Below are 12673 nucleotides of genomic sequence, written 5' to 3'. Positions count from 1 at the left end.
GAACGCCTCGAGGTGCAGGAAGGGAGCAGGATTTGTACCAGCCTGAACGCCTTCGTGTTTATTATCTAAGATGTTGATTTAAAACAAATTAAAATTACCTTTAAGAAGGTTTGTCCATGCACTTGTCCGGCTTTCCGAACAAAGCGTGGCTGTTGCGTTCGGTTGTCCGAAAATAATGACGGGATAGTCGCCGGAGGCGTATGACATCGGCGGCACTGCCTGTCGTTTTAGAGAACGATCCGGCGACGGTGATGTTTAATAACCCCGCGAGACAGGCTGGAACGCAGGCGCTAGAGGGCTTGGGTGGAGGGCGGTTTTCTTCCGTTGACAAATCCTGGCAAGGTTCTCATAGTTTGTTTAACGCAAACGTTTGCGAGATGTTTCGCGGGTACGCCCTGAACGTCTTGAAAGCTCGTATCAGTCACCCGGGTGGGTGGGCTGCCGAAGTGTTCTTCGGTGCAAGCGTTGCTCCCAATAATCATAAGATCGGAGTGAACCCATGAAGCTGCCATTCGCTGGACGTCTTCTTGCTGTCGCTGTGCTTGCCGCCGCATCTGCTGCTCTGCCTCTCTCTTCTGCATTCGCCGCCGACACCGCCGCCAAACCCAAGGTCGGCCTGGTGATGAAATCCCTTGCCAATGAATTCTTCGTCACCATGCAAGAGGGCGCGAAGGACTACCAGAAGTCCCACGCCGCTGATTTCGACATGATCACCAACGGTATCAAGAACGAAACCGATACCAGCGCGCAGATCGATATCGTCAACCAGATGATCCTCGCCAAAGTGAACGCCATCGTCATCGCACCGGCTGACTCCAAGGCACTGGTCACCGTGCTGAAAAAAGCCTCCGATGCCGGCATCAAGGTCGTCAACATCGATAACCGCCTGGACCCGGGCGTGCTGAAAAGCAAAAACCTCGATATTCCCTTCGTCGGCCCGGACAACCGCAAAGGCTCCAAGCTGGTGGGTGATTACCTGGCCAAGCAACTGGCCGCGGGTGACAAGGTCGGCATCATCGAAGGCGTACCGACCACTACCAACGCGCAGCAGCGCACCGCAGGCTACAAGGATGCGATGGACGCGGCCGGCATGAAGATCGTCTCCACCCAATCGGGCAACTGGGAAATCGACCAGGGCCAGAAGGTCGCCTCTGCGATGCTGAGCGAATACCCCGACCTCAAGGCGCTGTTGGCCGGTAACGACAACATGGCCCTGGGCGCCGTCTCGGCCGTGCGTGCGGCAGGCAAAGCCGGCAAGGTTCTGGTCGTAGGCTACGACAACATCGCCGCGATCAAGCCGATGCTGCAGGACGGCCGTGTCCTGGCGACCGCCGACCAGGCTGCCGCACAGCAGGCCGTGTTCGGTATCCAGAACGCGCTCAAGCTGGTCAAGGGTGAGAAGGTCGACGCTCAAGACGGCGTGATCGAAACCCCGGTCGAACTCGTCCTCAAGAAGTAATCCCGGCTGCACCCAACAGCGTCCGCTCACCCTGAGCGGACGCCTGGAGATTTTCCTATGTCATCTTCCGCCCCGAACGCTGTCCTCTCGGTCAGCGGTATCGGTAAGACTTATGCCCAGCCGGTTCTGTCCGACATCACCTTGACGCTCAATCGCGGGGAAGTGCTGGCGCTGACCGGTGAAAACGGCGCAGGCAAAAGTACCTTGTCGAAGATTATCGGCGGGCTGGTCACGCCGACCGCCGGGCACATGCAATTCAACGGTCAGGACTACCGTCCCGGCAGTCGCACCCAGGCTGAAGAGCTGGGCGTGCGGATGGTCATGCAGGAGCTCAACCTGCTGCCGACGCTGACCGTGGCCGAAAACCTGTTCCTGGACAACTTGCCCAGCCACTGTGGCTGGATCAGCCGCAAGCAGCTGCGTAGCGCGGCGATCGAAGCGATGGCGCAGGTCGGCCTGGATGCGATTGACCCGGACACCCTGGTCGGCAGCCTGGGTATCGGCCATCAGCAAATGGTCGAGATCGCCCGCAACCTGATCGGCGACTGCCATGTGCTGATTCTCGACGAGCCCACGGCTATGTTGACCGCCCGTGAAGTCGAGATGCTGTTTGAGCAAATCACCCGCCTGCAGGCCCGGGGCGTGGCGATCATTTATATTTCGCACCGGCTCGAAGAGTTGGCCCGTGTCGCCCAACGCATTGCAGTACTGCGTGACGGCAAACTGGTCTGCGTCGAGCCGATGGCCAATTACAACAGCGAGCAACTGGTGACCTTGATGGTCGGCCGCGAGCTGGGCGAGCACATTGACCTGGGGCCCCGTACCATCGGCGGCCCGGCTTTGACGGTGAAAGGGCTGACCCGTGCGGACAAGGTCCGCGACGTCTCCTTTGAAGTGCGTGCCGGCGAGATCTATGGCATCTCCGGCCTGATCGGCGCCGGCCGCACGGAATTGCTGCGCCTGATCTTCGGTGCCGACCTGGCCGACAGCGGCACCATTGCCCTGGGGTCGCCGGCCCAAGTGGTGAGCATTCGCTCGCCGGTCGACGCAGTGGGCCACGGCATCGCCTTGATCACCGAAGACCGCAAGGGCGAAGGCCTGCTGCTGACGCAATCCATCAGCGCGAATATCGCCTTGGGCAACATGCCGGAAATTTCCGGCGGCGGTGTGGTAAATAGTCGCGACGAAACCGCCCTGGCCAAGCGTCAGATCGATGCCATGCGTATCCGCAGTTCCAGTCCGGCGCAGTTGGTGTCCGAATTGTCCGGCGGTAATCAGCAGAAAGTTGTGATTGGCCGCTGGCTGGAGCGCGACTGCTCGGTGATGCTGTTCGATGAGCCGACCCGTGGCATCGACGTGGGGGCCAAGTTCGACATTTACGCCTTGCTCGGCGAGTTGACCCGCCAGGGCAAAGCACTGGTGGTGGTGTCCAGCGACCTGCGCGAACTGATGTTGATCTGTGACCGCATCGGCGTGCTCTCTGCCGGGCGGTTGATCGAGACCTTCGAGCGCGACCGCTGGACCCAGGATGAATTGCTCGCTGCCGCCTTCGCCGGCTATCAGAAACGTGACGCGCTGCTCAATGACGCAGCGCTTAGGGATGCCCAATGAAAACAACAACTTCCCCTGCTAAAGCAGGCGGTAACTTTTACGGCCTGGGCACCTACCTGGGGCTGGCGGGTGCGCTGCTGGCGATGATTGCGCTGTTTTCGGTGCTCAGCGATCACTTCTTGTCCTACGACACCTTCAGCACCCTGGCCAACCAGATCCCGGACCTGATGGTGCTGGCGGTGGGCATGACCTTCATCCTGATCATCGGCGGAATCGACCTGTCGGTGGGCTCGGTGCTGGCGCTGGCGGCGTCGGCGGTCAGCGTGGCGATTCTCGGCTGGGGCTGGAGCGTGTTGCCGGCCGCCGTGCTCGGCATGGGCTGCGCCGCGTTGGCCGGCACCATCACCGGCTCGATCACCGTGGCCTGGCGGATTCCGTCGTTTATCGTGTCCCTTGGCGTACTGGAAATGGCACGCGGCGTGGCGTACCAGATGACCGGCTCGCGCACGGCTTATATCGGTGACTCCTTTGCCTGGCTGTCCAATCCGATCGCCTTCGGGATTTCGCCTTCGTTCATCATCGCTTTGCTGGTGATCATCGTCGCCCAACTGGTGTTGACTCGCACGGTATTCGGCCGTTACTTGATCGGTATCGGTACCAATGAAGAAGCCGTGCGTCTGGCCGGGATCAATCCCAAACCTTACAAGATCCTGGTGTTCAGCCTGATGGGCCTGCTGGCAGGTGTTGCGGCGCTGTTCCAGATCTCGCGCCTGGAAGCGGCGGACCCGAACGCCGGGTCCGGCCTGGAACTGCAAGTGATCGCGGCCGTGGTGATCGGCGGCACCAGCCTGATGGGCGGGCGCGGCTCGGTGATCAGCACGTTCTTCGGTGTGTTGATTATTTCGGTATTGGCGGCTGGCCTGGCGCAGATCGGTGCCACAGAACCCACCAAGCGCATCATCACCGGTGCCGTGATCGTGATTGCCGTGGTCCTCGATACCTACCGCAGTCAACGCGCCAGTCGGCGGGGCTGAACCATGGCGACGATTAAGGATGTGGCAGCACTTGCAGGTATTTCCTACACCACCGTGTCGCATGTGGTGAACAAGACGCGCCCGGTCAGCGAGCCGGTGCGCCTCAAGGTGGAAGCGGCGATCAAGCAACTGGACTATGTGCCCAGCGCCGTGGCGCGTTCGCTCAAGGCCAAGACCACTGCCACTATCGGCCTGCTTGTGCCCAACAGCCTCAACCCGTATTTCGCCGAGCTGGCCCGGGGGATCGAGGATTACTGCGAGCGTAATGGCTATTGCGTGATCCTCTGCAACTCCGACGATAACGCCGAAAAGCAACGCAGCTATTTGCGAGTGTTGCTGGAAAAGCGCGTCGATGGCTTGATCGTGACCTCGGTGGGCGGCGACGACAGCGGCCTGGCCGCGGGCTTGAGCGCGGTCCGCACGCCCATGGTGATTGTCGACCGGGCGTTGGACGGTATTGATGTCGACCTGGTGCGTATAGATCACGAGCAGGGCGCCTACCTGGCGACCCGGCATTTACTTGAACTGGGCCATCGGGACATCGCCTGCATCGGCGGCCCTGGCCATACCCGTGTGGCACAAATGCGTCTGGCGGGGTATCACCGCGCTTTGCGCGAGGCGGGTATCGACGTTGCCGCCAATCGCACCCTGGAAAGCGACTTCACCAGCACCGGCGGTTATGCCGCGGCAGTGAAGTTGCTGTCGGAAAACCCGCCGAGCGCGATTTTCGCCAGCAACGACATGATCGGTTTCGGCGTGTTGCGTGCGGCAGCCGAGCGCAACATCCGCGTGCCGAGCGAATTGTCGGTGATCGGCTTCGATGACATCCAAATGGGCCGTTACGTGTACCCGGCGCTGACCACGGTCGGGCAGTCGATCGTGCAATTGGGCGAGACGGCGGCCGAGTTGTTACTGCGACGAATTGCGACCCCCCAACTGCCGATCGATCAACGCATCGTGACGCCGAGTATTGTCTTGCGTGAGTCGACGGCGCCACTTGCCGGTGTATTCGCGCAATACCGCTGAACCGAATTGATGAGTACTGATGTATGCCAGCAAAAGTAGTGGTAGTAGGCAGCTTGAACATGGACCTGGTCACCCGCGCCAGCCGGCTGCCCCGCGCCGGTGAAACCCTGATCGGCCAATCGTTCTCCACCGTCCCCGGTGGCAAGGGCGCCAACCAGGCCGTCGCATCGGCGCGGCTGGGGGCCGAGGTGGCGATGATCGGCTGCGTCGGCTCTGACGCCTACGGCATCCAATTGCGCGATGCATTGCTGGTCGAAGGCATCGATTGCCAGGCTGTGAGCCGTGTCGACGGGTCCAGCGGTGTGGCGTTGATTGTGGTGGACGACAGCAGCCAGAACGCGATCGTGATCGTTGCCGGCAGTAACGGTGAGCTGACGCCTGCTTCGTTGCGGGCGGCTGATGCGGTGTTGCAGGCCGCCGACGTAATCGTCTGTCAGCTTGAAGTGCCGCTGGAGACCGTCGGGTATGCGCTCAAGCGCGGGCGTGAACTGGGCAAGACGGTGATCCTCAATCCGGCCCCGGCCAGCGGTCCTTTGCCGGCGCAGTGGTATGCCTCGATCGATTACCTGATCCCCAACGAGAGCGAAGCCACCGCCCTGAGCGGCGTGGCGGTGGACTCCCTGGACAGCGCCAAGCTCGCCGCGGCGCAGTTGATCAAGGCCGGCGCCGCTAAAGTGATCATCACCCTCGGCGCTCAGGGCGCGCTGTTCAGCGATGGCAACCGTGTTGAGCACCTGGCAGCGCCCAACGTCAAGGCGGTGGACACCACGGCTGCCGGCGACACGTTCGTCGGCGGTTTTGCCGCAGCGCTGGCCCATGGCAAAAGCGAAGCCGAGGCGATTCGTTTTGGTCAGGTGGCGGCCGCGCTGTCAGTCACCCGCGCCGGCGCGCAACCCTCTATTCCTACGCTGCACGACGTTCAAGGTTTTGTGCCCTCATGAAAAAGACACCGCTGCTCAATATCGCCCTGTCACGCTTGATCGCCTCCCTCGGGCATGGCGATATCCTGGTTATCGGCGATGCTGGCCTGCCCGTGCCGTCGGGCGTCGAGTTGATCGACTTGGCCCTGACCCAGGGCATTCCCGACTTCATCAGCACCTTGCGCATTGTGCTCAGCGAAATGCAGGTGGAAAGCCACGTGCTGGCCGAAGAAATCCTGCTCAAGCAGCCGCCGGCGCTCAGCGCACTCAATGCCCTGACCGACCAGGCGGCGCTCGGCGAGCGGCGTCTGCTCAGTCATGACGCATTCAAGCAACTGAGCCGCAGCGCGCGTGCCATTGTCCGCACGGGCGAGTGCCAGCCTTATTGCAATATCGCACTGGTGTCCGGCGTCACGTTCTAGAGTTCCCCAACGACAAGGAGTGTTTCATGCCGCGTAATCTTCCAACCCTGAGAAATCTGTTCCGGAGTGTTTTGCTTTTGTCTGCACTCACCGCAGTGAGCGCCCAAGCGGCGGAAAAAATCGACCTGATCATCGACACCGACCCAGGTGCCGACGATGTAGTGGCCTTGCTGTTTGCCATGGCCTCCCCGGAGGAGTTGAACATTCGGGCGCTGACCACCGTCGCCGGCAATGTGCGCCTGGACAAGACCTCGCGTAACGCGCGCCTGGCTCGTGAGTGGGCAGGGCGAGAGGACATCCCCGTGTACGCGGGCGCGCCGAAACCGCTGCTGCGCACGCCGATCTACGCCGAAAATATCCATGGCAAGGAAGGCATCTCCGGTGTCGCCGTACATGAGCCGAAAAAGGCCCTGGCCGAAGGCAATGCCGTTGATTACCTGATCAAGACCCTGAGCACCGCCAAGCCGCACAGCATCACCATCGCCATGCTTGGCCCGCAGACCAACCTGGCGCTGGCGCTGACCCAGGCGCCTGAGATCACCCAGGGCATCAAGGAAGTGGTGGTGATGGGCGGCGCGCACTTCAACGGCGGCAATATCACGCCGGTGGCCGAGTTCAACCTGTTCGCTGACCCGGTCGCAGCCGAGATTGTACTCAAGAGTGGCGTCAAGCTGACCTATCTGCCGTTGGACGTGACCCATAAGGTGCTGACCAGTGAAGCGCGCCTGAAGAAGATCGCCGACATCAACAACAACGCGAGCAAAGTCGTCGGCGATATTCTCAATGAATACGTCAAAGGCGATATGGAGCACTACGGCATTCCTGGCGGCCCGGTGCATGACGCCACAGTCATCGCGTATCTGCTCAAGCCTTCGTTGTTCAGCGGGCGTCAGGCCAATATGGTGGTGGACAGCCGCGAAGGGCCGACCTTTGGCCAGACCATCGTCGATTGGTATGACGGCCTGAAGCAGGAAAAGAATGTGTTCTGGGTTGAGAATGGCGACGCCCAGGGCTTTTTCGATCTGTTGACCGAGCGCCTGGCGCGCCTGAAGTAAGGTGATTGCCGGTCGGCGCTCGCCGGCCGGTGCTTAATCGCGCCCGGGGTTGTGTGCGCCCATGTGATCGGCCGGGTATTTCTCGAAAACCTGGCCAATGAACGCTTGCGCGGCCTGGGTGCCCAACTCCTTGACCAACAGGTCGATACCGATGATCGCCAATTCTTCCGGGCTTCCGGGGCTGTAGGAACTCTGCCCTTGGGGCCACTTGGCTTTGATGTCGGCTTGGAGCGTTACGGTGGTCATGGGTGTCTCACGAGCTGGAAGTACGGGGTGATGCGCTAAAACGCGGTTCTTACGTCGGCAGTTAAGCATTTTGTACGGCGTTTGGCACTGCTACTTACGCATGAGGTATTTCGAAATGAGGCAAGCAGTGTGCGACACTGTCAGCCTGTTTTAATGACCGGGGAACACCGCGTGCAGATCGACTTGAACAACCCCGAGAACCTGACATTGGCCGCCGTGCGCCAACTGCTTGCCAGTGCCAGTGATGATGAACACACTCAATTGCGAGTCACCAGGGCAGGTATTGCCTACATCTCCTCCGGCAAGGCCGTCGGCGGCGTCGATATCGATGGGTTGCTGTTTCGCCTGGAAACCTGGGCCAAGGGCTCCGGTTACGTCGGAAACGTGGCCGCCAGCGATGAGGTCTGGGTCACACAGATTTTCAATGCCTTGAAGCAGAACTGGCCAAAGCCACCGTTTGACTACATCGACATCTACTGAATTCGTTCATATCTGGTGACGATTGATCGGGCGAATGCCTGCCCTGAGTCAGGCAGACTTGCCAGCAGGCGATTTACGTCTTGAAACCAATCCGCCTGATCGCTGTCGCACGATCTCTGTCCATTTTTTATCATAGGAGGCTTCATGCCTTGGAAGCTCGCATCATTCGGTACTTTGTTGGCGGCACTCGCGTTGGCGGGTTGCAGCACCCCGGGTACCTCTGAGCCAGCCAAAGATGCCGCCGTGACCGATGCCGGTCATAGCCGCTGTGAGGCGAAGGCCGCCGAGTTCACGATCGGCCAGAAAGCCTCGCCCCAGTTGCTGGAGCAAGCGCGTACCCGTGCCGGTGCGCAGAACGCCCGAATTCTCAAGCCTAACGATATGATCACCCTGGAATACCGCTCCGACCGCCTTAACCTCAACACCGACGATAACCTGGTGATCACCCGGGTCAATTGCGGCTGATAGCCACAGGCTTTTGCAGCACCCATAAAAAACCCCGTCACATTGACGGGGTTTTTTTAGCTCAGCGGAGAATTACTCGCCGCGAACCTGTGCAGCTTGCATACCCTTTTGGCCTTTCTCAGCCACGAAGGAAACGGTTTGGCCTTCTTTCAGGCTTTTGAAACCGTCGCTTTCGATAGCTTTGAAGTGTACGAACAGGTCGTCACCGCCACCTTGAGGAGTGATGAAGCCGAAGCCTTTTTCATCGTTGAACCATTTAACGGTGCCGGTTTGGCGATTAGACATGGTGTATCTCCAAGAAACATATATTTTCAGTAGTGCTGTGCTGCTCAGGCCAACTGGGCACACAGGGCTATCATAGTCGAAATGTTCGGCTTGGGAGCCCCCCCAAGGCACTGTTTGCTAATCAATAGCCCCGGGTTTAGTCCTTCGGTTGGCTGAAAGCCCCGATCTACGGGGCTTTCGCACGAAATATCAGCTGGTAAAAAAAGCCGTAAAAGCTGTGTATTTTGTGCGAAATGGCAGTTTTAAGAGGGTTTTTACCGAAAAACTGCCATCCGAATTGCAGCGATTCTTACTTTTTCTTCACGACTTTGCAGGACGAAATAGCCGAGACTGCTTTGTTTTTAAGCGCCTGGCTCGCGTTCTGGTTGGTCATGAGTTCCTTGATTTCCGCGGTGCTCAATTCAGCATTGATCTTGTCGGCGCCGCATTCGCAGTGTGCTTTGGCGGTTTTGATATCCACGTTCTGGCTGGCGGCTGAGCTGCAGTCTTTGACGAATGCGTCCCTGGCGCCCGCAGGCCAGTTCGAAGGAGCGGCGGCCTGTGCGCCGAGGGAGAGAAGGGTAAGGGATGCTGCAAGCGCGAAGGTCGAGGAAAAACGCATCATTAAATGCTCCTAAAGTCGTGAGGACGAATGGCGATTCTCGGCGGATTTGACGGGGGACGTACAGCTCAAGTTCACTTTTGCCGCTATAAAAGCGGGAATTTGTTATTGGCTGTGGCGCCGTGGGCGCGATGACCGTTCATCTGTGCTAGCATCGTGTGCTTGGCTATTTCCGGGCGCGCCAAATGCCGCCTTGCCATGTTTCTTTTTGTCCACTCCAGTCACTCTGGTTCGATCACCGGTTGGCCGAAAGGCTCCTGCCGCTGTAAGGCAGGCGTTCATCACTGAACGGCCTGGTATTGGATCTTGTACTGGCTCATCCCAACCCACGTGACCTTTGGTAGGGGTCACCACTAGGAGAGGAGGCGCCATGCCAACTATTACTCTTCCCGATGGCAGTCAACGTTCATTCGATCATTCGGTTTCCGTAGCCGAGGTCGCCGCATCCATTGGTGCCGGCCTGGCCAAGGCCACCGTGGCCGGCAAGGTCGACGGCAAGCTGGTTGACGCCAGCGACCTGATCACCGCCGATGCCAGCCTGCAAATCATCACGCCCAAGGATCAAGAGGGGCTGGAGATCATTCGCCACTCTTGCGCACACCTGATTGGCCACGCGGTCAAGCAGCTGTACCCGACGGCGAAAATGGTGATCGGCCCGGTCATCGACGATGGCTTCTATTATGACATCGCCTACGAGCGTCCTTTTACTCCGGACGATCTGGCCGCGATTGAACAGCGCATGCATGCGCTGATCGAAAAAGATTACGACGTGATCAAGAAAGTCACGCCGCGCGCCGAAGTGATCGACGTGTTCACTGCCCGTGGCGAAGACTACAAGCTGCGCCTGGTGGAAGACATGCCGGACGAGCAGGCCATGGGCCTGTACTACCACGAAGAATACGTCGACATGTGCCGTGGCCCGCACGTGCCGAACACGCGTTTCCTCAAATCGTTCAAGTTGACCAAGCTGTCCGGTGCCTACTGGCGCGGCGACGCGAAGAACGAGCAACTGCAGCGGATCTACGGCACGGCCTGGGCTGACAAGAAGCAGCTGGCCGCCTACGTCCAGCGCATCGAAGAAGCCGAGAAACGCGACCACCGCAAGATCGGCAAGCGCCTGAACCTGTTCCACCTCCAGGAAGAAGCGCCGGGCATGGTGTTCTGGCACCCGAACGGCTGGACCCTGTATCAGGTGCTCGAGCAGTACATGCGCAAGGTTCAGCGCGAAAACGGCTACCTGGAGATCAAGACTCCCCAGGTTGTTGACCGCAGCCTGTGGGAGAAGTCCGGGCACTGGGCCAACTACGCCGACAACATGTTCACTACCCAGTCGGAAAACCGCGACTACGCCATCAAGCCGATGAACTGCCCTTGCCACGTGCAGGTGTTCAACCAAGGCCTGAAGAGCTACCGCGAGCTGCCGATGCGCCTGGCCGAGTTCGGTGCCTGCCACCGTAACGAGCCGTCGGGTGCGCTGCACGGCATCATGCGCGTGCGCGGCTTCACTCAGGACGACGCCCACATCTTCTGCACCGAAGAGCAGATGCAGGCCGAATCCGCTGCGTTCATCAAGCTGACCATGGACGTCTATCGCGATTTCGGCTTTACCGAAGTCGAAATGAAGCTGTCCACTCGTCCGGAAAAACGCGTCGGTTCCGATGAGTTGTGGGATCGCGCCGAAGCCGCACTGGCCGCTGCGCTAGACAGCGCGGGCCTTGCGTATGATCTGCAGCCGGGTGAGGGCGCCTTCTACGGTCCGAAAATCGAGTTTTCGCTGAAAGATTGTCTTGGTCGTGTCTGGCAATGTGGTACTTTGCAGCTCGATTTTAACCTGCCGATCCGTCTGGGAGCCGAATACGTCTCCGAAGACAACAGCCGTAAACACCCGGTTATGCTGCACCGGGCGATCCTCGGCTCGTTCGAACGGTTCGTCGGTATCCTGATCGAGCACTACGAGGGCGCATTCCCCGCGTGGTTGGCTCCGACTCAGGCAGTGATCATGAATATCACTGATAAACAGGCCGATTTTGCTGCTGAAGTTGAAAAAACTCTCAACGAAAGCGGATTTCGTGCCAAGTCCGACTTGAGAAATGAAAAGATCGGCTTTAAAATCCGCGAGCATACTTTGCTCAAGGTTCCCTATCTTTTGGTTATCGGAGATCGGGAAGTCGAGATGCAGACTGTCGCTGTGCGTACTCGTGAAGGTGCTGACCTGGGCTCGATGCCCGTCGCCCAGTTCGCTGAGTTCCTCGCGCAAGCGGTTTCCCGGCGTGGTCGCCCAGATTCGGAGTAATTATTATTAAGCGTGAAATGAGACAAGATAAACGAGCTGCACCGAAAGCCCCGATCAACGAGAATATCTCGGCACGCGAGGTTCGGTTAATTGGCGCTGACGGCGAGCAGATTGGCATCGTCTCGATTGATGAAGCGCTTCGTATCGCTGAAGAGTCCAAACTGGACCTGGTGGAAATTTCCGCCGACGCAGTCCCACCTGTTTGCCGGGTGATGGACTACGGCAAGTCGATCTTCGAAAAGAAGAAGCAGATTGCTGCGGCGAAGAAGAACCAGAAGCAGATTCAAGTAAAAGAAATCAAGTTTCGTCCAGGGACGGAGGAAGGGGATTACCAGGTAAAACTGCGCAACCTGGTACGTTTCCTGAGTGATGGGGACAGGGCCAAGGTATCCTTGCGATTCCGCGGCCGTGAGATGGCCCACCAGGAGCTGGGGATGGAACTCCTCAAGCGGGTTGAAGCTGACCTGCTCGAGTACGGTTCGGTCGAACAGCATCCTAAGATGGAAGGACGCCAACTGATCATGGTCATCGCCCCGAAAAAGAAGAAGTAATCAATAGGGCACGGCAGGCCTTCTGATTATGTTTATCAACTGAATGCGGAGTATCCGAACATGCCAAAGATGAAGACTAAAAGTGGTGCTGCTAAGCGGTTTCTGAAAACTGCTAACGGTATCAAGCACAAGCACGCTTTCAAGAGCCACATCCTGACCAAAATGTCGACCAAGCGTAAGCGTCAACTGCGCGGTAGCAGCTTGCTGCATCCGTCTGACGTGGCAAAAGTCGAGCGCATGCTGCGCCTTCGTTAATTTTTGGATCAAGAATAGAGGAAGTAACTC

Annotated in this window: 15 protein-coding genes; 12 read left to right on the top strand and 3 right to left on the bottom strand. The window is 58.9% G+C overall.

Annotated elements, in window-relative coordinates:
• Window positions 1-499: 499 nt before the first annotated feature.
• Genes RGV59_RS26000 through RGV59_RS25970 form a run of 7 tightly spaced genes read left to right on the top strand, consistent with a single transcriptional unit; the run spans window position 500 to window position 7467 of the window.
• The gene (locus tag RGV59_RS26000) at window positions 500-1459 is read left to right on the top strand and encodes a sugar ABC transporter substrate-binding protein (RefSeq protein WP_026140120.1); all 960 of its coding nucleotides are present in this window, start codon (window positions 500-502) and stop codon (window positions 1457-1459) included.
• 57 nt (window positions 1460-1516) lie between these two features.
• A complete protein-coding gene (locus RGV59_RS25995) occupies window positions 1517-3070 on the top strand; it encodes a sugar ABC transporter ATP-binding protein (protein WP_017847677.1) in 1554 nt (517 codons plus the stop codon).
• Window positions 3067-4044 carry an ABC transporter permease gene (locus RGV59_RS25990; RefSeq protein ID WP_126586343.1) on the top strand — a complete coding sequence of 326 codons (978 nt, stop codon included), beginning with the start codon at window positions 3067-3069 and terminating at the stop codon, window positions 4042-4044. Before RGV59_RS25995 ends, RGV59_RS25990 begins: the two co-directional genes overlap by 4 nt.
• Before the next feature lie 3 nt (window positions 4045-4047).
• Entirely contained in the window at window positions 4048-5070 is a 1023-nt protein-coding gene (locus tag RGV59_RS25985; protein WP_046486747.1) for a LacI family DNA-binding transcriptional regulator, read from the top strand.
• Window positions 5071-5093: 23 nt separating this feature from the next.
• Entirely contained in the window at window positions 5094-6011 is a 918-nt protein-coding gene (rbsK, locus tag RGV59_RS25980) for a ribokinase (protein WP_046486744.1), read from the top strand.
• Complete coding sequence (gene rbsD, locus RGV59_RS25975; protein WP_017847673.1) at window positions 6008-6412, top strand: D-ribose pyranase; 405 nt, start codon at window positions 6008-6010, stop codon at window positions 6410-6412. Before rbsK ends, rbsD begins: the two co-directional genes overlap by 4 nt.
• A gap of 26 nt (window positions 6413-6438) precedes the next feature.
• Complete coding sequence (locus RGV59_RS25970) at window positions 6439-7467, top strand: nucleoside hydrolase (protein WP_046382653.1); 1029 nt, start codon at window positions 6439-6441, stop codon at window positions 7465-7467.
• 33 nt (window positions 7468-7500) lie between these two features.
• Here the strand turns inward: RGV59_RS25970 and RGV59_RS25965 are convergent, their stop codons facing one another.
• On the bottom strand, window positions 7501-7713 hold the full coding sequence (locus RGV59_RS25965; protein ID WP_017847671.1) for a hypothetical protein: 213 nt from the start codon (window positions 7711-7713) through the stop codon (window positions 7501-7503).
• 171 nt (window positions 7714-7884) lie between these two features.
• Here RGV59_RS25965 and RGV59_RS25960 point away from each other — a divergent pair, with 171 nt between their 5' ends.
• Window positions 7885-8193 (top strand): hypothetical protein, encoded by a 309-nt coding sequence (locus tag RGV59_RS25960; protein ID WP_026140116.1) that lies wholly within the window; start codon window positions 7885-7887, stop codon window positions 8191-8193.
• A gap of 144 nt (window positions 8194-8337) precedes the next feature.
• The gene (locus RGV59_RS25955; protein ID WP_017847669.1) at window positions 8338-8658 is read left to right on the top strand and encodes an I78 family peptidase inhibitor; all 321 of its coding nucleotides are present in this window, start codon (window positions 8338-8340) and stop codon (window positions 8656-8658) included.
• Between the two features lie 72 nt (window positions 8659-8730).
• On the opposite strand, the gene RGV59_RS25950 is transcribed toward RGV59_RS25955, so the two are convergent.
• Together RGV59_RS25950 and RGV59_RS25945 are read right to left on the bottom strand one after the other, a co-directional pair.
• On the bottom strand, window positions 8731-8943 hold the full coding sequence (locus RGV59_RS25950) for a cold-shock protein (RefSeq protein ID WP_003234260.1): 213 nt from the start codon (window positions 8941-8943) through the stop codon (window positions 8731-8733).
• A 289-nt stretch (window positions 8944-9232) separates the two neighbouring features.
• Window positions 9233-9547: a hypothetical protein gene (locus RGV59_RS25945; protein WP_082118816.1), complete on the bottom strand. Its 315-nt coding sequence runs from the start codon at window positions 9545-9547 to the stop codon at window positions 9233-9235.
• A gap of 367 nt (window positions 9548-9914) precedes the next feature.
• Between RGV59_RS25945 and thrS the strand changes: the two genes are divergently transcribed.
• From thrS to rpmI, 3 genes are read left to right on the top strand one after another with little or no spacing between them, the layout of a single operon-like run.
• Window positions 9915-11837 (top strand): threonine--tRNA ligase, encoded by a 1923-nt coding sequence (gene thrS / locus RGV59_RS25940; protein WP_017847667.1) that lies wholly within the window; start codon window positions 9915-9917, stop codon window positions 11835-11837.
• Entirely contained in the window at window positions 11837-12388 is a 552-nt protein-coding gene (gene infC / locus RGV59_RS25935) for a translation initiation factor IF-3 (protein ID WP_169850653.1), read from the top strand. The genes thrS and infC overlap by 1 nt, the downstream gene beginning before the upstream one ends.
• A 60-nt stretch (window positions 12389-12448) precedes the next feature.
• On the top strand, window positions 12449-12643 hold the full coding sequence (rpmI, locus tag RGV59_RS25930; protein WP_002553160.1) for a 50S ribosomal protein L35: 195 nt from the start codon (window positions 12449-12451) through the stop codon (window positions 12641-12643).
• The last annotated feature ends 30 nt before the right edge of the window (window positions 12644-12673 follow it).

Source organism: Pseudomonas sp. FG1, assembly GCF_034313875.1.
Taxonomy (GTDB): domain Bacteria; phylum Pseudomonadota; class Gammaproteobacteria; order Pseudomonadales; family Pseudomonadaceae; genus Aquipseudomonas; species Aquipseudomonas veronii.
The sequence above is the reverse complement of the archived record's forward strand: the minus strand, read 5'-3'. Positions and strand labels throughout refer to the sequence as shown.

Bases quoted from the DNA above. Each gene is read 5' to 3' on its own strand.
- RGV59_RS25970 (WP_046382653.1), top strand. From the start codon at position 6,439: ATGCCGCGTAATCTTCCAACCCTGAGAAATCTGTTCCGGAGTGTTTTG.
- rbsD (WP_017847673.1), top strand. From the start codon at position 6,008: ATGAAAAAGACACCGCTGCTCAATATCGCCCTGTCACGCTTGATCGCC.
- RGV59_RS25995 (WP_017847677.1), top strand. From the start codon at position 1,517: ATGTCATCTTCCGCCCCGAACGCTGTCCTCTCGGTCAGCGGTATCGGT.
- RGV59_RS25950 (WP_003234260.1), bottom strand. From the start codon at position 8,943: ATGTCTAATCGCCAAACCGGCACCGTTAAATGGTTCAACGATGAAAAA.
- rpmI (WP_002553160.1), top strand. From the start codon at position 12,449: ATGCCAAAGATGAAGACTAAAAGTGGTGCTGCTAAGCGGTTTCTGAAA.
- RGV59_RS25985 (WP_046486747.1), top strand. From the start codon at position 4,048: ATGGCGACGATTAAGGATGTGGCAGCACTTGCAGGTATTTCCTACACC.
- thrS (WP_017847667.1), top strand. From the start codon at position 9,915: ATGCCAACTATTACTCTTCCCGATGGCAGTCAACGTTCATTCGATCAT.
- RGV59_RS25945 (WP_082118816.1), bottom strand. From the start codon at position 9,547: ATGATGCGTTTTTCCTCGACCTTCGCGCTTGCAGCATCCCTTACCCTT.
- rbsK (WP_046486744.1), top strand. From the start codon at position 5,094: ATGCCAGCAAAAGTAGTGGTAGTAGGCAGCTTGAACATGGACCTGGTC.
- RGV59_RS25955 (WP_017847669.1), top strand. From the start codon at position 8,338: ATGCCTTGGAAGCTCGCATCATTCGGTACTTTGTTGGCGGCACTCGCG.
- RGV59_RS25990 (WP_126586343.1), top strand. From the start codon at position 3,067: ATGAAAACAACAACTTCCCCTGCTAAAGCAGGCGGTAACTTTTACGGC.
- RGV59_RS26000 (WP_026140120.1), top strand. From the start codon at position 500: ATGAAGCTGCCATTCGCTGGACGTCTTCTTGCTGTCGCTGTGCTTGCC.
- RGV59_RS25965 (WP_017847671.1), bottom strand. From the start codon at position 7,713: ATGACCACCGTAACGCTCCAAGCCGACATCAAAGCCAAGTGGCCCCAA.